Origin of the sequence: Klebsiella sp. KP20-425-1 (assembly GCF_025813515.1) — a bacterium.
GTDB classification, from domain to species: Bacteria; Pseudomonadota; Gammaproteobacteria; order Enterobacterales; family Enterobacteriaceae; genus Klebsiella; species Klebsiella pneumoniae.
In genome coordinates, this window is record NZ_CP109614.1 from 576,311 (window position 1) to 592,511 (window position 16,201).

Sequence of the window (16,201 nt, forward strand, 5' to 3'; positions counted from 1 at the left end):
GCGTTTTTGTTGATTTACGCCGCTATGTTGTTTATGTGATATGGCACAATAGCGGAACTATTGCATTCATGGAGTAAAGCTTGTGTTGGATAAACTGCGTTCCCGGCTGGTCCACTTTGGCCCGTCTTTAATGAGCGTGCCGGTTAAGCTGGCGCCTTTTGCCCTCAAGCGCCAGGTGCTGGAGCAAGTGCTGAGCTGGCAGTTTCGCCAGGCGCTGGCGGAGGGGGAGCTGGAGTTTCTTGAGGGGCGTTGGTTAAGTATTCATGTGCGTGACATCGGTCTGCTGTGGTATACCTCGGTAGTCGATGGTCGACTGGTGGTCAGCCAGCAGGCCGACGCCGACGTCAGCTTCAGCGCCGACGCCAGCGATCTGTTAATGATCGCCGCGCGCAAGCAGGATCCGGATACGCTATTCTTCCAGCGTCGTCTGGTCATTGAAGGCGATACGGAGCTGGGGCTGTATGTAAAAAATTTGATGGACGCCATTGAGCTCGAGCAGATGCCAAAAGCGCTGCGCGTGATGTTGCTGCAACTGGCGGATTTTGTCGAAGCTGGACTGAAGAGCCCGCAGAAACCTGAACAGACATCGGTAGGTGAGGCATGCTGATTCGAGTGGAGATTGGGATTGATGCACCGGGAATCGACGCGCTGCTGCGTCGTACTTTCGGCCGCGATGCCGAAGCGCAGCTGGTGCACGATCTGCGTGAAGATGGACTGATCACGCTGGGGGTAGTGGCGACGGATGATGAAGGCCAGGTGATCGGCTACGTTGCCTTCAGCCCGGTGGCGGTGGAAGGTGAAGAACTGCAGTGGGTCGGCCTGGCGCCGCTGGCGGTAGATGAACGCTACCGCGGACAGGGCATTGGCCGGCAGCTGGTTTATGAAGGGCTGGACTCGCTGAATGAGTTTGGCTACGCCGCGGTGGTGACGCTGGGCGACCCGGATTTATACCGTCGCTTCGGCTTTGAACCGGCCGCGCGCTTCGATCTCCGCTGCCGCTGGCCGGACAGCGCCGAGGCGTTCCAGGTTCACCGTCTGGCGGATGACGCCCTCGACGGCGTCCATGGCCAGGTAGAATACAGCGAGCACTTTAATCGTCTTTAAGCCTTGCCAGCAGGGTTTCGAAGGCATCCTCTCCGGCAACGAGGCGCTCTTTTTCGCGCTTCGTTAGCTGCTTGACGCGATATTCCAGTCGCAATGCAAGTGAGTGTTCACCAACTTCGTGGCTAAAGGCCAGCTGCAGGTCGCCTTTGCCGCGCAACGCCTTTGCGCCTTTTCCCGCCTGATGCTGGCGAAAGCGGCGTGGCACGTCGGTGGTGATGCCGGTATAAAGGCGATTATCCGCGGTTCGAATGAGATACAGAAACCAGCACACGGTCACAAAGTCACTATGGTAAGGTGTGTGCACCATAGCATAATGGAGAAGAAAGATGGATACGCTTACCGCCATTGGTCGCTGGCTGAGTAAACAGCACGTCGTCACCTGGTGCGTCTCCCGTGAAGACGAGCTGTGGTGCGCGAATGCCTTTTACGTCTATGACCCGGATACCGTGGCCTTTTATCTGCTCAGCGAGGAGCACACCCGCCATGGCCAGATGACCGGACAGAGGGCGAAGGTGGCCGGCACGGTTAACGGCCAGCCAAAAACCGTGGCCCTGATCCGCGGCGTGCAGTTCAAAGGCGAGATCCGTCGTCTGAGCGGTGACGAAGAGGCGCGAATGCGCCAGCGCTACGTCAAGCGCTTCCCGGTGGCCCGCATGCTGTCGGCGCCGGTATGGGAGATTCGTCCGGACGAAATCAAATTTACCGACAACACGCTGGGTTTCGGGAAAAAATTATACTGGCGGCGTGATGCCGGCGCCGAGCAGGCGTAGCGCTTCGCGATTGAAGGCCGGCAGATCGTCCGGCGTTCTGCTGGTGACCAGCTGTTCGTTATCGACCACCACCTCCTGGTCGTAAAACTCGCCCCCGGCGTTTTTCACATCCACCACAATCGGTTTCACCGCCGTGAGCTTACGTCCGCGGATCACATCGGCGCTGATCAGCAGCTGCGGACCGTGGCAGATGGCAAACACCGGCTTACCGCCGTTGACAAAATCGCGGGTAAAGGTGACGAAGCGTTCATCACCACGCAGCTGGTCGGGAGAGTAGCCCCCGGGCAGCAATAAGGCATCAAATTCACCCGGTGTGACGTCATCGATGGCTCTGTCGATGGCGACCTCGGCTTCTCCCTGCTTACCCTTCACCGTTTTGCCAGCCTGCTTTTCGATCGTGATGACCTGATGCCCGGCGAGCTTAAAGGCTTCGGCGGGAGAGGTAAATTCAGAATCTTCAAAGTCGTCGGTAATGAGGACGGCTATCTTTTTACTCATGCTTCCTCCACTGTCTGGATGGTCAATGAGGTAATTCCATGATGATGGTGGATACTTACCTTGTAAGGTATTAAGCCTGGAACATGAGCCTGAAAGTGCAAGGCGGAGAATTCTGTAAAGGAGAACCAATGAGTCAGGTATTATTAACCGGCGCGACCGGGTTAGTTGGCGGTCACTTACTCCGGCTGCTGCAGAATGAGCCCCGTATAAGCACCATCGCCGCGCCGACGCGTCGCCCGCTGGCGCCAGCGGAAGGTGTCTTTAATCCTCACGATCCCCAGCTGACCGATGCCCTGGCGCAGGTGGTTGACCCGGTGGATATCGTCTTCTGTTGCCTGGGAACGACGCGCCGGGAGGCCGGGAGCAAAGAGGCCTTCGTCCATGCTGACTACACGCTGGTGGTTGATACCGCGCTGACCGGCAAACGACTGGGTGCGCAACATATGCTGGTGGTTAGCGCGATGGGCGCCAACGCCCACTCGCCGTTTTTCTACAATCGGGTGAAGGGGGAAATGGAGGCGGCGCTGATTGAGCAAGACTGGCCGCGGCTGACCATCGCCAGGCCGTCGATGCTGTCAGGCGAGCGGGAAAAAAAGCGGACCAATGAGACCTTCCTCGCACCATTGTTCCGGCTCTTGCCGGGGAACTGGAAATCCATTGCGGCCCGCGATGTGGCGATCGCCCTGCTGGCGGAGGCGCTGTCGCCCACCCACGAAGGGGTGCGAATTCTGACATCATCGGAACTACGGGAGCGCGCCGCGCGGCAGGCTGAATAGCGGTTTGCAAACGCAGGCTTCCGGCGTAGTATTCACGGCTTCAATTCATATCCACATTTCTTGCTGGGGAATGCTATGGCTGGTCAGTCTTCATCTCAGGCGGCGTCACCATTTCAATGGTGGAAACCCGCGCTTTTCTTTCTCGTCGTGATTGTTGGTCTGTGGTACGTCAAATGGCAGCCGTACTACGGGAAAGCCTTCACCGCTGCGGAAACCCACAGTATCGGTAAATCTATTCTCGCCCAGGCCGACGCTAACCCGCTGATGGCGGCGTGGGACTATGCGATGGTTTACTTCCTTGCCGTCTGGAAAGCGGCGGTGCTCGGCGTGCTGCTCGGGTCGTTGATTCAGGTACTCATTCCGCGCGACTGGCTGCTACGCACCCTGGGACAATCGCGGTTTCAGGGCACGCTGCTGGGAGCGATTTTCTCGCTGCCCGGCATGATGTGCACCTGCTGCGCCGCGCCGGTCGCGGCCGGGATGCGCAAACAGCAGGTGTCGATGGGCGGGGCGCTGGCGTTCTGGATGGGGAACCCGCTACTCAATCCGGCGACGCTGGTGTTTATGGGTTTTGTTCTGGGCTGGCAGTTTGCGCTGGTTCGCCTGGTGGCGGGTCTGGCGACAGTATTAACTGTGGCGACGCTGGTGCAGAAATGGGTGAAAGAGGCGGCGACGCAGCCGGTAGCGGTGCCTGCTGCACCGTCGGAAGCGACTCAGGGCGGCTTCTTTAGCCGCTGGCTGCAGGCGCTGTGGACGCTGTTCTGGAACACGATCCCGGTTTATATCCTCGCGGTGCTGGTGCTGGGAGCGGCGCGCGTCTGGCTGTTCCCGCACGCCGATGGCGTGGTGGATAATACGTTGTTCTGGGTTATCGCGATGGCGATCGCCGGCTGCCTGTTTGTGATCCCTACCGCGGCGGAAATTCCGATTGTGCAGACAATGATGCTGGCGGGTATGGGGACGGCGCCCGCGCTGGCGCTGCTCATCACACTGCCGGCAGTGAGCGTGCCGTCGCTGATTATGCTGCGTAAAGCCTTCCCAGCCAAAGCGCTGTGGCTGACGGGCGGACTGGTGGCGCTGTGCGGGGCGATTGTCGGTGCGCTGGCGCTGGTGTAGTTTGCCGTAAACGTACGCATAGCCGGATTGGATGCCGGGTGGCGGCTACGCCTTACCCGGCACACAACGTACAGGGGGCGGTAGCCCGGCTAAGCGCAGCGCCAGCCGGGAAACTGCAGCTTTATTTAATGTAGGTAAAGGCGGTGGTCACCCGGGATACGCCGCTTACCCGGCTGGCAATATCCGCCGCCGCCCGGCCTTCGCGGTCGGTCACCAGCCCCATCAGGAAGACTTCGCTGTTTTCCGTGGTTACTTTCACGTTCGAGGATTTGACCTGATCGGTGCTCAGGAGCTGCGAACGCACCTTGGTGGTAATCCAGGTATCAGACGAGGCGGTGCCTAAACCAATCGGCTGGCCCTGGCGCACTTCATTAAACACTTCCGTGGTCCCTTCCACGCCCATGGCGATTTGCTTGGCGCGCGCGGAGAGGTCCGGCGTCGGCGACTGGCCGGTCAGCAGAACTTTGCCCTGATAAGCGGTGACGTTGATACGGGCCTGTTTCTTAATCTGTTCATCTTTCGACAAGGCGCTATTGACGCGCAGTTCCAGGGTACTGTCATCGACCTGGGTTCCCACCGTACGCGGGTCCGTTGCGGCTTTGGTGCCGACTGCTGCCGTTCCGACTACCGCGGCGGCAACGCAGCCCTGCAGCAGTAGTGCAGAAAGCAGGATGGCGAGGGGCGAGAGAGCCTTCATGTGTTCTCCTTAATCGTCCTGGTGTGGAAAAAGAGTGTTATCTATCAAATCGCACAGACAGTTGACGGTCAGCATGTGCATCTCCTGGATACGCGCGCTGCGATGGGAGGGGATGCGGATTTCGACATCCTGTTGACCTAACAGGCCCGCCAGCTCACCGCCGTCATAGCCGGTTAACGCGACGATGGTCATGTCGCGGGTCACGGCGGCTTCCACCGCCTTGACGATGTCCCGACTGTTTCCGCGCGTAGAGATCGCCAGCAGCACATCGCCGGCGTGTCCCAGGGCGCGCACCTGCTTGGCGTAGATCTCGTCATGCAAGCGATCGTTAGCGATGGCGGTTAAGACCACATTATCGGTATTTAGTGCAATGGCAGGTAAACCAGGGCGTTCCGTTTCAAAGCGATTAATCATGCTGGCAGCAAAATGCTGTGCGTTGGCGGCGGAGGTGCCATTACCACAACAGAGGATTTTGTTGCCGTTAAGCAGGGACTGGACGAGCGTCATCGCCGCCCGGGAGATGGCGTCCGGGAGTGCTTCCGCTGCGGCAATTTGGGTTTGAATGCTTTCGGTAAAGCAGGCTTTGATTCTGTCGAGCACGGGATCCCTTACTTCTGGTATTACGCTATTCGCCAAAGGCGTTTTTTAGCCATTGGATGTCGTTTCCGGTGAAGGCTACCACATCGAAACGGCAATCCACAGTCTCAAAGCTCCCATTCTGTCGGCAGAGCCACAAACGGGCGGCTTTAAGCAGTCGTTGTTGTTTTTGCGGAGTGACGCTGGCCGCCGCATCACCGTACCGGGCGCTACGGCGGTAGCGCACTTCGATAAAAACGGTGACCGTGCCGTCGCGCATGATAAGGTCAATTTCGCCGCCACGCTCGCGGGCATTGGCGGCGATAAAACGCAGGCCCTGGCCTTCCAGCCAGCGGCGCGCCTGGTTTTCCCAGGCATCGCCGGTCTGTTTGCTTAGCTGGCCGGAACGATTTTTCCCTGCTGGTACTTGAGCCATGACAGTTTCCTGTTAATCACGCAATCCTGGTTGGCCGTCAGATCGCCGGTATTGCCGTTCAGCTCGAAGCCAGGCGTCTGGCGCATTTGCGTGAAGTGATTTGCCAGTGACCAGGCGTCAGCGCCCATGGCATACAGACGCGCCAGCGAGTAGTCATTACGCACCGCGGACAGCGCCTGCTGCATTAGCGACGGATTGCTGCCGGCCAGCATTGGGATCTCACTATACTGCAAGCCTTCCATCTCCAGACGGAAATCCGGCCCCGCGGTGCCCTGGGCGCTGCGCGAGCTGGCGTACAGGGTGACATTGCTCTGGCTGCCGTTGCGCATGGCGATCATCGGTTTGATATAGGCAATCTGTTCCGGGGTGGCGAGGATATAGGCCGCATCGACGCTGCCGCCGCTGCTTACCGGCATCTCATCAGCACTGCCGAGGATGCTGTTCTGCGCTGATGGCAGGGTGGAGACCGGGGTGCCGCTCAGCGCAATGCCCCCGCCGCCGTTCACGCCGGCGCGCAGCTCGGCCGTGGATCCAAAACGCTGCTGCAGGACGCTGGCGCCGCCCAGCTTCAGCCACTCGTCGGCAAAAGCGCTAACCACACGATCGCCCAGCGCGCCGCGCGGAACCAGCAGCAGCGGGGTCTGTTTCCCCTGTTGGTGGATATGTCGGGCGGCGTCACGCGCTTCGTCTTCCGGAGAAAGCGCGAAATAGCAGAGGTTAGCGCGGCTTTCGACTTTTTCCGGCTGGTTGAGGGCCAGCACATTGAGCGGCGTGTTGCTCTTGATAACCTCTTTAACGTTTTCTTTCAGCAACGGCCCAACCACCAGGGTGGCGCCATCCTGCTGCGCCTGGGCGAGCAGCTGGCTTATCGGCTGGGTGGTGGTGTCGTAAATTTTCAGTTCCGCAGAAGGGTTAGCGGCGGTTGCGACCACGGGCTGCGGCTGTGCGGCCGGCGCGGTAACCGGCTGGGTGGCCGGGGAAGCGGTAGTCTGCGGCGTGGTGGATGTTGCCGGCGCCTGGGCTGCCGGTTCCGCAGCAGGCGCTGCCTGGTCCTGCGTCGGGGCCTGAACCGGATCCGCGCGGCTTCCGGTGGCGGTAAGATCGCTGATTTCTGCCTGCGACGGACTCACCACATCATCATTACCGGAGACATTCGCCGCCTGGGCGACCTGGGCGGGAACCGCGCTGCCCGTCACCGACGGCGCGCCGTTTTTGGCGGCTTCAAAGCCCTGCTGGATAGTGCGGCCGAAGATCGACGCCTGACCGTTCAGCGGCAGAAAAAGCGCAATCTTGTTGATGGACGCAGGCTTATAGTTTTGCATATTCACAAGCGCCGTCGGCAGCATTTTAGCGCCCGGGTTTTGCGGATAGCGCGTCTGCCAGTCTTTAACGCCCGCTTTCAGTAGCGTCGGATCGTTGCGGTTGTCAAACCACATCCGCTGCAGATCCAGCCAGCCCTGGAGGATATTTTCATCGGCGTTGATCACCAGCGCATTGGCCTGGTCCTGGGGCATCGAGGTGAGCGCTTGCCAGGTCGCATCAATATTTTTCTGACGCTGTTTGGCGTCACTCAGCAGCGGCTGCTGGGCGATTAAGGCGCGCAGCAGGGTCAGCGATGGTTTGCCCTGGCTGGCATCGATTTGCGCCTGCCAGTAGCGCGCCTGCTGAGGCTGCTCAAGGTTTGTCGGATCGATCTTAGCCAGCAGATTACGGGCGGCCTGATAATCGTTCTGCGCCAGCTTCACTTCCACCGCCAGCAGCGACTGTTCACGGGCCTGAGTGCTGTTCAGGTTCGCCGGCAGCTGGTTAAACAGGTCGATAGCCTGCTGCTTCTTCCCTTCCTGCAGTAGTGCACGAATGGCGAGTAATTGCCAGTTGGTCTTGCTATCATTCGTGCTTTGCTGCATCTGCTGTAAGTAGAAACTGGAGTTGGCCTGCGACGTACCCTGCATAAACGCCGCGCTTTGATCCTGCGTGTGGGTGCCGCAGCCAGCAAAAATAAGAGTCGCCAGCAATACGGGCAGGCAGCGCGCGGGCTTAGAACGAAGAAATGTTGACGGTACCATAAGTGTCCAGTGATATTTTTTTGGCTCAATGCTCAATATTAAATCGGCAATACGGACGAGACAATGAAACAACACGAATCAGCGGATAATTCTCAGGGGCAGCTCTATATTGTGCCCACTCCGATAGGAAATCTGTCTGATATCACGCAGCGTGCACTGGAAGTGCTGCAAGCCGTTGATTTAATTGCAGCGGAAGATACCCGTCATACCGGTTTGCTGCTGCAACATTTTGCGATAAACGCCCGTTTGTTTGCGCTTCACGACCATAATGAGCAGCAAAAAGCGGAAACCCTGCTTGCCAAACTGAAAGAAGGGCAAAACATCGCGCTGGTTTCCGATGCCGGCACGCCGCTGATTAACGATCCTGGTTACCATCTGGTGCGCACCTGCCGCGAAGCGAATATTCGCGTGGTACCGCTGCCGGGCCCCTGTGCGGCTATCGCCGCCCTGAGCGCCGCCGGCCTGCCTTCCGACCGTTTCTGTTATGAAGGCTTCCTGCCGGCGAAATCGAAAGGCCGCCGCGATACCCTGAAAGCGCTGGAAGAAGAGCCGCGCACCCTTATTTTCTATGAGTCGACCCACCGTCTGGTGGAGAGTCTGGAGGATATCTGCGCGGTACTGGGAGAATCCCGCTATGTGGTGCTGGCTCGTGAGCTGACCAAAACCTGGGAGTCGATCCATGGCGCGCCGATTGGTGAGCTGGTGGCGTGGGTGAAGGAAGATGAAAACCGTCGTAAAGGCGAGATGGTGCTGATCGTCGAAGGTTTCAAGGCTCAGGAAGAGGCGCTGCCGGCGGCCGCGCTGCGTACTCTGGCGCTGCTGCAGGCGGAGCTGCCGCTGAAGAAAGCCGCCGCGCTGGCCGCGGAAATCCACGGCGTGAAGAAAAATGCGTTGTATAAGTACGCCCTGGAGCAGCAGGGGGAGTGATCCTGTAAACCCAATTGAAGCCTGGCAAGCAGCCCTTCAGATAGTGAAGAGCTGCTTGAGCGTCCTCCCACATGTCGGAAGAAATGTCGGAAAAAATGTCGGAAGAAAAGGGCAGAATCGCTTTTCTTGCCGCCCAGCATCCCTAACCAACAAGCCCGGATAGATCCGGGCTAAAAGTGGTTAAATCCTTACGCTCTCGATCAGGTTACCGGCGCCGGGTTAAATACCGCCAGCTGGTTGTGCAGGCCCCATTGATCGGAGAAGGTTTTTTTGCGTCCGCTGGCGACGTCGAGAATAAATTCGAACAGCTTCCGCCCGACATCCTCAATCGTCTCTTCGCCAGTGGCGATGGTCCCGGCGTTAATGTCCATTAAGTCATACCAGCGGTTGGCCAGCTCGGTACGGGTCGCCATTTTTATCACCGGTACCGCCATCAGTCCGTACGGCGTACCGCGACCGGTGGTGAATACCTGCACCGTGATGCCAGAGGCTACCTGCTGGGTGCCGCAGACAAAATCGCTGGCGGGGGTTGCGGCGTAAATGAGGCCGCGTTTGGTCGGACGCTGCCCCGGAGAGAGCACCTCAACGATGGCGCTTTTCCCTGATTTGGCAATCGACCCCAGCGCTTTTTCCACCACGTTGGCCAGACCGCCTTTCTTGTTGCCGGGGGAGGGGTTGGCGCTGCGGTCGGTTTTGCCCATATCAAGATAGTTATCGTACCAGGCCATCTCTTCCAGCAGACGTTTACCGACCTCTTCGTTAATCGCCCGCGGCGTCAACAGATGAATGGCGTCGCGTACTTCGGTCACTTCTGAGAACATCACCGTCGCGCCGCAGCGCACCAGCAGGTCGGACGCGTAACCTACCGCCGGGTTGGCGGTCACGCCTGAAAAGGCGTCGCTGCCGCCGCACTGCATCCCGACCACCAGCTCAGAGGCCGGGCAGGTTTCCCGCTGGCGCTGGTTCAGTTTCGCCAGGTGGCGCTCGGCGACCTGCAGAATGTCATCGACCATCGATTTAAAACCAACATGCTTTTCATCCTGCAGGCTGACGATGCTGGCGCTGTCCACCGGGATACTTTTGACGTCTTCCGTGCCCTGCAGCAGGCGTTCCGGCTGCAGCTTCTCACAGCCGAGGCCAATGACCATCACCTCGCCGCCGAAGTTTGGGTTGAGGGCGATATTATGAATGGTGCGAATCGGCACTACCGCCGCCGGCGCATTAATCGCCACGCCGCAGCCATAGAGATGATTCAGGCCCACCACGCCATCGACGTTGGGATAGTTTGGCAGCAGGTCGCGTTCAATGATTTTCACCACGTAATCGACCACGCCAGCGACGCAGTGCACGCTGGTGGTAATACCCAGCAGATTCTTGGTACCCACGCTGCCGTCAGCATTGCGGTAGCCTTCGAAGGTGTAACCTTCCAGCGGCGGTAGCGGTTCAGGCACTTTAGTGGCCAGCGGCAGGGTATTCAGCGGCGGGGCGGTGGGCAGCTCCACCAGCGACTCGTCAATCCAGCTTCCCTGCGGGATATCGCGTACGGCATAGCCAATGACTTCGCCGTAGCGGATGATTTCACCATGGGCGGGGATATCCACCAGGGCAACTTTGTGACCCTGCGGGATATGCTCGACGAGCGTCAGGCCGTCCGGGAAACGCGTTCCGGCGGTTAAGCCGCGATCGTTGACAATAATCGCCACATTATCTGTCGGGTCAACTTTAATATAAAACGCGGTCGGCGATTGTTGTCGAATTGCAATGTCAGCCATTGTCCAGTCATCTCCAAACAGGTGCTAATAATAAAATAAAACGCTAATTCATTTGCTACGTATCAGTATGATGGAATAAAGGATGTCAGCTGAGTTGATTTTAAAATGTGATCGGCATCACTCCTTTTTATGACGCTAACCTCTGCAGGGCAGGCAATCGTAAGAAGTGTGGATTAGCGCCCATGACTTATGGCATAAGCACAATTATGGCTTTAAATAATAACTTTATATTGTGGGTATGCATAGTGTCTGGCGGGGGCGTGCTGATTATACTGAGTCATGTTTTTGAGGTGATCGATATGCGAATAGACAGTTTCAATATCGTCTTTTAAATAAATCAGAAACCACTTAAAACAATTATAAAAGGTGTTCTGTGCCCGAGGAATGTCTAAATGATTTTGGATTCTACATTAGATGAAAAAAAAGGAATACCGACCCGCTATTTAATTCTGTTGATGATATTTGTGGTGACGGCAGTGAACTATGGCGACCGCGCGACCTTGTCTATCGCCGGTACTGAAGTCGCGAAAGAGCTGGGGCTCAGCGCGGTGTCGATGGGATACATTTTTTCCGCCTTCGGCTGGGCTTATCTGCTGATGCAGATCCCTGGTGGCTGGCTGCTGGATAAATTTGGCTCGAAAAAGGTTTATTCATACAGTCTGTTTTTCTGGTCACTGTTTACCTTCCTGCAAGGCTTTATTGATGTGTTCCCGCTCGCCTGGGCCGGGGTCTCCATGTTCTTTATGCGTTTTATGCTGGGCTTTTCCGAAGCGCCCTCGTTTCCCGCCAACGCCCGCATTGTGGCGGCCTGGTTTCCGGCCAAAGAGCGGGGTACGGCTTCAGCTATCTTTAATGCCGCTCAGTACTTCTCGCTGGCTCTGTTCTCGCCGCTGCTCGGCTGGCTGACCTTCGCGCTGGGCTGGGAACATGTCTTTACCGTGATGGGGATAATAGGGTTTGTGCTCACCATCATCTGGGTGAAGTTTGTGCATAACCCCACCGATCATCCGCGAATGTCGGCCGCGGAGCTGAAATATATCTCAGAAGGCGGCGCAGTGGTCGATATGGACCATAAAAAAGAGGCCACCCCGGCGGCCGGGCCGAAGATGGACTATATCCGCCAGTTGCTGACTAACCGAATGATGTTAGGCGTATTTTTCGGTCAGTATTTCCTGAATACCATTACATGGTTCTTCCTGACGTGGTTTCCGATCTACCTCGTGCAGGACAAGGGAATGTCGATTCTGAAAGTGGGGTTTGTGGCTTCGATTCCGGCGCTGTTTGGCTTTGCTGGCGGCGTACTGGGCGGGCTGTTTTCGGATTATCTGATTGGCCGCGGCTGCACGCTGACTTTTGCGCGTAAGCTGCCCATTGTGCTGGGAATGCTGCTGGCGTCGTCCATCATCCTGTGTAACTACACGGCCAGCACGCCGCTGGTCATTACGCTTATGGCGCTGGCGTTCTTTGGCAAAGGCTTTGGCGCGCTGGGCTGGCCGGTTATCTCGGATGTCGCGCCGAAGGAGATTGTTGGCCTGTGCGGCGGGGTATTCAACGTCTTTGGCAATGTGGCCTCGATCGCCACGCCGCTGGTTATTGGCTATATCGTGAGCGAACTGCACTCATTTAATGGCGCACTGATTTTTGTTGGCGGCTCCGCGCTGATGATGATGGTCTGCTACCTGTTTGTGGTTGGCGATATCAAACGTATGGAATTGCAGAAGTAAGCAACGATTAACGCAAGGTAAAAATCATGGATAACGCAATTTTTCCGAACAAATTTAAGGCCGCGCTGGCGGCGCATCAGGTGCAGATTGGCTGCTGGTGCGCTTTGGCTAACCCGATTAGCACCGAGGTGCTGGGTCTGGCGGGGTTCGACTGGCTGGTGTTGGACGCGGAACACGCGCCAAACGACGTCACCACGCTCATTCCGCAGCTGATGGCCCTGAAAGGTAGCTCCAGCGCGCAGGTAGTCCGTGTGCCGACCAATGAACCCATCATCATCAAGCGCATGCTGGACATCGGCTTCTATAACTTCCTGGTGCCGTTTGTCGAGACGGCTGAACAGGCGGCGCAGGCGGTGGCTTCGACCCGTTATCCGCCGGAAGGGATCCGCGGGGTCTCCGTTTCCCACCGCGGCAATATGTTTGGCACCGTGCCGGACTACTTCGCCCAGTCCAACAAGAACATTTCCATTCTGGTGCAGATTGAGAGCCAGACCGGAGTGGACAACGTCGAGGCGATTGCCGCGACCGAGGGCGTGGACGGTGTGTTTGTCGGCCCGAGCGACCTGGCCGCCGCCTTAGGCCATTTGGGCAATGCCGCCCATCCTGAGGTGCAGCGCGCTATCCAACATATCTTCGCCAGCGCGAAGAAGCACGGTAAGCCAAGCGGCATTCTGGCGCCAGTGGAAGCCGATGCGCGCCGCTATCTGGAATGGGGCGCGACCTTCGTCGCCGTTGGCAGCGATCTGGGCGTCTTCCGTTCTGCAACCCAGAAACTTGCCGACGCGTTTAAAAAATAATCACCAGGATGAAGAGAGAGAACATTATGACAATCAAAGTAGGTTTTATCGGTCTTGGCATTATGGGCAAACCGATGAGCAAAAATTTGCTGAAAGCGGGTTACTCGCTGGTGGTGTCTGACCGTAACCCGGAAGCGATTGCCGACGTGATCGCCGCTGGCGCTGAGACCGCGACGACGCCGAAAGCGATTGCCGAACAGTGCGAGGTGATCATCACCATGCTGCCGAACTCTCCGCATGTTAAAGAGGTGGCGCTGGGTGAAAACGGCATTATTGAAGGGGCGAAACCGGGCACCGTAGTGATCGATATGAGCTCCATTGCGCCGCTGGCGAGTCGGGAAATCAGCGAAGCGCTGAAAGCCAAAGGTATTGATATGCTGGATGCGCCGGTGAGCGGCGGCGAACCGAAAGCCATCGACGGCACGCTGTCGGTCATGGTCGGCGGCGATAAAGCGATCTTCGATAAATACTACGATCTGATGAAAGCGATGGCCGGCTCCGTAGTGCATACCGGCGATATTGGCGCGGGCAACGTCACCAAACTGGCTAACCAGGTGATTGTCGCGCTGAACATCGCGGCGATGTCTGAAGCGCTGACCCTGGCGACTAAAGCCGGCGTCAATCCGGATCTGGTTTATCAGGCTATTCGCGGCGGTCTGGCGGGCAGTACCGTGCTGGATGCGAAAGCCCCGATGGTCATGGACCGTAACTTCAAACCGGGTTTCCGTATCGACCTGCATATTAAAGATCTGGCCAATGCGTTGGATACCTCACACGGCGTGGGCGCCCAACTGCCGCTGACGGCGGCGGTGATGGAGATGATGCAGGCGCTGCGCGCGGACGGTCTCGGCACTGCAGACCATAGCGCGCTGGCGTGCTATTACGAAAAACTGGCGAAAGTGGAAGTCACTCGCTAACAAGAAGGGCGCCCTGCGCGCCCTGTTATGCTTGCCTTGCGCGGCACTGTCAGGCTACAAAATTATGAAAATCGTCATTGCCCCAGACTCTTACAAAGAAAGCCTTTCTGCCAGCGAGGTAGCTCAGGCGATAGAAAAAGGATTTCGGGAAATTTTCCCTGATGCACAGTATGTTTCCCTGCCCGTCGCCGACGGCGGCGAGGGGACGGTGGAAGCCATGATTGCCGCCACGCAGGGAAAGGAACATTTCGCGTGGGTAACGGGTCCGCTGGGTGAGAGAGTGAAGGCCTGCTGGGGCATGTCCGGCGACGGCGTCACCGCGTTTATTGAGATGGCGGCAGCCAGCGGTCTGGGGCTCGTTCCGCCCGACAAACGTAACCCGCTCATCACCACTTCACGGGGTACCGGGGAGCTAATATTACAGGCGCTGGAGCATGGTGCGGAACGGATCATTATCGGCATCGGCGGTAGTGCGACCAACGACGGTGGGGCGGGTATGATGCAGGCGCTAGGCGCCCGCCTCTGTGACGCCGAGGGACAAGAGATCGGCCATGGCGGGGGCAGTTTGAGCCGTCTGAGCCGGATCGATCTTTCCGCCATCGATCCGCGCTTACGTGACAGGATGATCCACGTGGCCTGCGATGTTACCAATCCGCTGGTAGGCGAGCGTGGGGCGTCGCGGATCTTTGGCCCACAGAAAGGGGCGACCGAGGCGATGATCGTCGAGCTGGATCGTAATCTGGCGCATTATGCCGACGTCATTAAGACGTCGCTGCAGGTGGACGTGAAGTCGATCCCCGGCGCGGGAGCGGCCGGCGGCATGGGTGCGGCGCTGATGGCCTTTCTCAATGCGGAGCTGCGCAGCGGGATTGAGATCGTTACCGAGGCGCTGAAGCTGGAAGAACAAATCCATGACTGCTCACTGGTGGTCACCGGGGAAGGGCGGCTCGATAGCCAGTCTGTTCACGGTAAGGTGCCGGTGGGGGTGGCCCGGGTGGCGAAGAAATACCGTAAGCCGGTGATCGGTATTGCTGGCAGCCTGACTCACGATGTCGGCGTGGTTCACCAGCACGGTATCGATGCCGTATTCAGCGTGTTAACTTCCGTTTCGACGCTGGAAGAGGCATTTCGCGGGGCGTTTGATAATATTTACCGCGCGTCGCGTAATATTGCTGCCACCCTGCAGGTTGGGATGACCACTGAGGGATGACAACGGGCGGTAAACCCTCTATACTGCGCGCCGAAGCTGACCAGACAGTCGCCGCTTCGTCGTCGTCCTCCTTCGGGGGGAGACGGGCGGAGGGGAGGAAAGTCCGGGCTCCATAGGGCAAGGTGCCAGGTAACGCCTGGGGGGTGTCACAGCCCACGACCAGTGCAACAGAGAGCAAACCGCCGATGGCCCGCGCAAGCGGGATCAGGTAAGGGTGAAAGGGTGCGGTAAGAGCGCACCGCGCGGCTGGTAACAGTCCGCGGCACGGTAAACTCCACCCGGAGCAAGGCCAAATAGGGGTTCATAAGGTACGGCCCGTACTGAACCCGGGTAGGCTGCTTGAGCCAGTGAGCGATTGCTGGCCTAGATGAATGACTGTCCACGACAGAACCCGGCTTATCGGTCAGTTTCACCTTTTTATGTCAAAACCCCGCTACGGCGGGGTTTTTGCTATTCGAATAGCGGAGAAAGGATGAATGACTGTCCACGACGCTATACCAAAAGAATGCGGCTTATCGGTCAGTTTCACCTTTTTATGTCAAAACCCCGCTTCGGCGGGGTTTTTGCTATTCGAATAAGCGGGGACAGGATGAATGACTGTCCACGACGCTATACCAAAAGAACGCGGCTTATCGGTCAGTTTCACCTTTTACGCAAAAACCCCGCTCCGGCGGGGTTTTTGCTATTCGAATAGCGGAGAAAGGATGAATGACTGTCCACGACGCTATACCAAAAGAACGCGGCTTATCGGTCAGTTTCACCTTTTTATGTCAAAACCCCGCTTCGGCGGGGTTTTTGCTATTCGAATAGCGGAG

General features: G+C 57.8%; 17 protein-coding genes and 1 other RNA gene. 11 read left to right on the top strand and 7 right to left on the bottom strand.

What is annotated here, in order from left to right:
• Positions 1-82: 82 nt before the first annotated feature.
• Both ubiT and OHJ17_RS02810 read left to right on the top strand, forming a co-directional pair.
• Positions 83-607: a ubiquinone anaerobic biosynthesis accessory factor UbiT gene (ubiT, locus tag OHJ17_RS02805; protein WP_002918231.1), complete on the top strand. Its 525-nt coding sequence runs from the start codon at positions 83-85 to the stop codon at positions 605-607.
• The gene (locus OHJ17_RS02810) at positions 601-1,104 is read left to right on the top strand and encodes a GNAT family N-acetyltransferase (RefSeq protein WP_002918229.1); all 504 of its coding nucleotides are present in this window, start codon (positions 601-603) and stop codon (positions 1,102-1,104) included. Before ubiT ends, OHJ17_RS02810 begins: the two co-directional genes overlap by 7 nt.
• On the opposite strand, the gene OHJ17_RS02815 is transcribed toward OHJ17_RS02810, so the two are convergent.
• A complete protein-coding gene (locus tag OHJ17_RS02815) occupies positions 1,091-1,381 on the bottom strand; it encodes a GIY-YIG nuclease family protein (protein WP_002918226.1) in 291 nt (96 codons plus the stop codon). The genes OHJ17_RS02810 and OHJ17_RS02815 overlap by 14 nt on opposite strands.
• Positions 1,382-1,430: 49 nt before the next feature.
• Here OHJ17_RS02815 and OHJ17_RS02820 point away from each other — a divergent pair, with 49 nt between their 5' ends.
• Positions 1,431-1,874 carry a YhbP family protein gene (locus tag OHJ17_RS02820; protein ID WP_009484023.1) on the top strand — a complete coding sequence of 148 codons (444 nt, stop codon included), beginning with the start codon at positions 1,431-1,433 and terminating at the stop codon, positions 1,872-1,874.
• Here OHJ17_RS02820 and OHJ17_RS02825 read toward each other — a convergent pair.
• The gene (locus tag OHJ17_RS02825) at positions 1,836-2,372 is read right to left on the bottom strand and encodes a type 1 glutamine amidotransferase domain-containing protein (protein ID WP_002918221.1); all 537 of its coding nucleotides are present in this window, start codon (positions 2,370-2,372) and stop codon (positions 1,836-1,838) included. The genes OHJ17_RS02820 and OHJ17_RS02825 overlap by 39 nt on opposite strands.
• 128 nt (positions 2,373-2,500) lie before the next feature.
• On the opposite strand from OHJ17_RS02825, the gene OHJ17_RS02830 reads away from it, so the two are divergent.
• The gene (locus OHJ17_RS02830) at positions 2,501-3,148 is read left to right on the top strand and encodes an NAD(P)H-binding protein (RefSeq protein ID WP_020317103.1); all 648 of its coding nucleotides are present in this window, start codon (positions 2,501-2,503) and stop codon (positions 3,146-3,148) included.
• A 75-nt stretch (positions 3,149-3,223) separates the two neighbouring features.
• Positions 3,224-4,264: a permease gene (locus OHJ17_RS02835; RefSeq protein ID WP_004889624.1), complete on the top strand. Its 1,041-nt coding sequence runs from the start codon at positions 3,224-3,226 to the stop codon at positions 4,262-4,264.
• A gap of 121 nt (positions 4,265-4,385) precedes the next feature.
• On the opposite strand, the gene dolP is transcribed toward OHJ17_RS02835, so the two are convergent.
• From dolP to OHJ17_RS02855, 4 genes are read right to left on the bottom strand one after another with little or no spacing between them, the layout of a single operon-like run.
• Positions 4,386-4,961 carry a division/outer membrane stress-associated lipid-binding lipoprotein gene (gene dolP, locus OHJ17_RS02840; protein ID WP_002918214.1) on the bottom strand — a complete coding sequence of 192 codons (576 nt, stop codon included), beginning with the start codon at positions 4,959-4,961 and terminating at the stop codon, positions 4,386-4,388.
• A gap of 9 nt (positions 4,962-4,970) precedes the next feature.
• A complete protein-coding gene (gene diaA, locus OHJ17_RS02845; RefSeq protein WP_002918211.1) occupies positions 4,971-5,561 on the bottom strand; it encodes a DnaA initiator-associating protein DiaA in 591 nt (196 codons plus the stop codon).
• A gap of 25 nt (positions 5,562-5,586) precedes the next feature.
• Entirely contained in the window at positions 5,587-5,973 is a 387-nt protein-coding gene (locus tag OHJ17_RS02850) for a YraN family protein (protein ID WP_002918206.1), read from the bottom strand.
• The gene (locus tag OHJ17_RS02855) at positions 5,931-8,039 is read right to left on the bottom strand and encodes a penicillin-binding protein activator (RefSeq protein WP_032433606.1); all 2,109 of its coding nucleotides are present in this window, start codon (positions 8,037-8,039) and stop codon (positions 5,931-5,933) included. The genes OHJ17_RS02850 and OHJ17_RS02855 overlap by 43 nt, the downstream gene beginning before the upstream one ends.
• 63 nt (positions 8,040-8,102) lie before the next feature.
• Between OHJ17_RS02855 and rsmI the strand changes: the two genes are divergently transcribed.
• Positions 8,103-8,966: a 16S rRNA (cytidine(1402)-2'-O)-methyltransferase gene (gene rsmI, locus OHJ17_RS02860; RefSeq protein WP_004144878.1), complete on the top strand. Its 864-nt coding sequence runs from the start codon at positions 8,103-8,105 to the stop codon at positions 8,964-8,966.
• 200 nt (positions 8,967-9,166) lie between these two features.
• On the opposite strand, the gene garD is transcribed toward rsmI, so the two are convergent.
• Positions 9,167-10,738 (bottom strand): galactarate dehydratase, encoded by a 1,572-nt coding sequence (gene garD / locus OHJ17_RS02865; protein ID WP_002917960.1) that lies wholly within the window; start codon positions 10,736-10,738, stop codon positions 9,167-9,169.
• Positions 10,739-11,130: 392 nt separating this feature from the next.
• On the opposite strand from garD, the gene OHJ17_RS02870 reads away from it, so the two are divergent.
• From OHJ17_RS02870 to rnpB, 5 genes are all read left to right on the top strand, one after another.
• Complete coding sequence (locus tag OHJ17_RS02870; protein ID WP_004149911.1) at positions 11,131-12,462, top strand: MFS transporter; 1,332 nt, start codon at positions 11,131-11,133, stop codon at positions 12,460-12,462.
• 26 nt (positions 12,463-12,488) lie between these two features.
• Positions 12,489-13,259, top strand: coding sequence for a 2-dehydro-3-deoxyglucarate aldolase (gene garL / locus OHJ17_RS02875; RefSeq protein WP_002917954.1), 771 nt, complete (start codon positions 12,489-12,491; stop codon positions 13,257-13,259).
• A 26-nt stretch (positions 13,260-13,285) separates the two neighbouring features.
• Positions 13,286-14,176: a 2-hydroxy-3-oxopropionate reductase gene (garR, locus tag OHJ17_RS02880; RefSeq protein WP_002917952.1), complete on the top strand. Its 891-nt coding sequence runs from the start codon at positions 13,286-13,288 to the stop codon at positions 14,174-14,176.
• A 64-nt stretch (positions 14,177-14,240) separates the two neighbouring features.
• Positions 14,241-15,386 (top strand): glycerate 2-kinase, encoded by a 1,146-nt coding sequence (gene garK, locus OHJ17_RS02885; RefSeq protein ID WP_004149910.1) that lies wholly within the window; start codon positions 14,241-14,243, stop codon positions 15,384-15,386.
• A 32-nt stretch (positions 15,387-15,418) separates the two neighbouring features.
• Positions 15,419-15,801, top strand: an RNA gene (rnpB, locus tag OHJ17_RS02890) — RNase P RNA component class A.
• Positions 15,802-16,201 lie beyond the last annotated feature (400 nt).

Bases quoted from the DNA above. Each gene is read 5' to 3' on its own strand.
- OHJ17_RS02810 (WP_002918229.1), top strand. From the start codon at position 601: ATGCTGATTCGAGTGGAGATTGGGATTGATGCACCGGGAATCGACGCG.
- OHJ17_RS02820 (WP_009484023.1), top strand. From the start codon at position 1,431: ATGGATACGCTTACCGCCATTGGTCGCTGGCTGAGTAAACAGCACGTC.
- OHJ17_RS02825 (WP_002918221.1), bottom strand. From the start codon at position 2,372: ATGAGTAAAAAGATAGCCGTCCTCATTACCGACGACTTTGAAGATTCT.
- OHJ17_RS02830 (WP_020317103.1), top strand. From the start codon at position 2,501: ATGAGTCAGGTATTATTAACCGGCGCGACCGGGTTAGTTGGCGGTCAC.
- OHJ17_RS02835 (WP_004889624.1), top strand. From the start codon at position 3,224: ATGGCTGGTCAGTCTTCATCTCAGGCGGCGTCACCATTTCAATGGTGG.
- dolP (WP_002918214.1), bottom strand. From the start codon at position 4,961: ATGAAGGCTCTCTCGCCCCTCGCCATCCTGCTTTCTGCACTACTGCTG.
- OHJ17_RS02850 (WP_002918206.1), bottom strand. From the start codon at position 5,973: ATGGCTCAAGTACCAGCAGGGAAAAATCGTTCCGGCCAGCTAAGCAAA.
- OHJ17_RS02855 (WP_032433606.1), bottom strand. From the start codon at position 8,039: ATGGTACCGTCAACATTTCTTCGTTCTAAGCCCGCGCGCTGCCTGCCC.
- rsmI (WP_004144878.1), top strand. From the start codon at position 8,103: ATGAAACAACACGAATCAGCGGATAATTCTCAGGGGCAGCTCTATATT.
- garD (WP_002917960.1), bottom strand. From the start codon at position 10,738: ATGGCTGACATTGCAATTCGACAACAATCGCCGACCGCGTTTTATATT.
- OHJ17_RS02870 (WP_004149911.1), top strand. From the start codon at position 11,131: ATGATTTTGGATTCTACATTAGATGAAAAAAAAGGAATACCGACCCGC.
- garL (WP_002917954.1), top strand. From the start codon at position 12,489: ATGGATAACGCAATTTTTCCGAACAAATTTAAGGCCGCGCTGGCGGCG.
- garR (WP_002917952.1), top strand. From the start codon at position 13,286: ATGACAATCAAAGTAGGTTTTATCGGTCTTGGCATTATGGGCAAACCG.
- garK (WP_004149910.1), top strand. From the start codon at position 14,241: ATGAAAATCGTCATTGCCCCAGACTCTTACAAAGAAAGCCTTTCTGCC.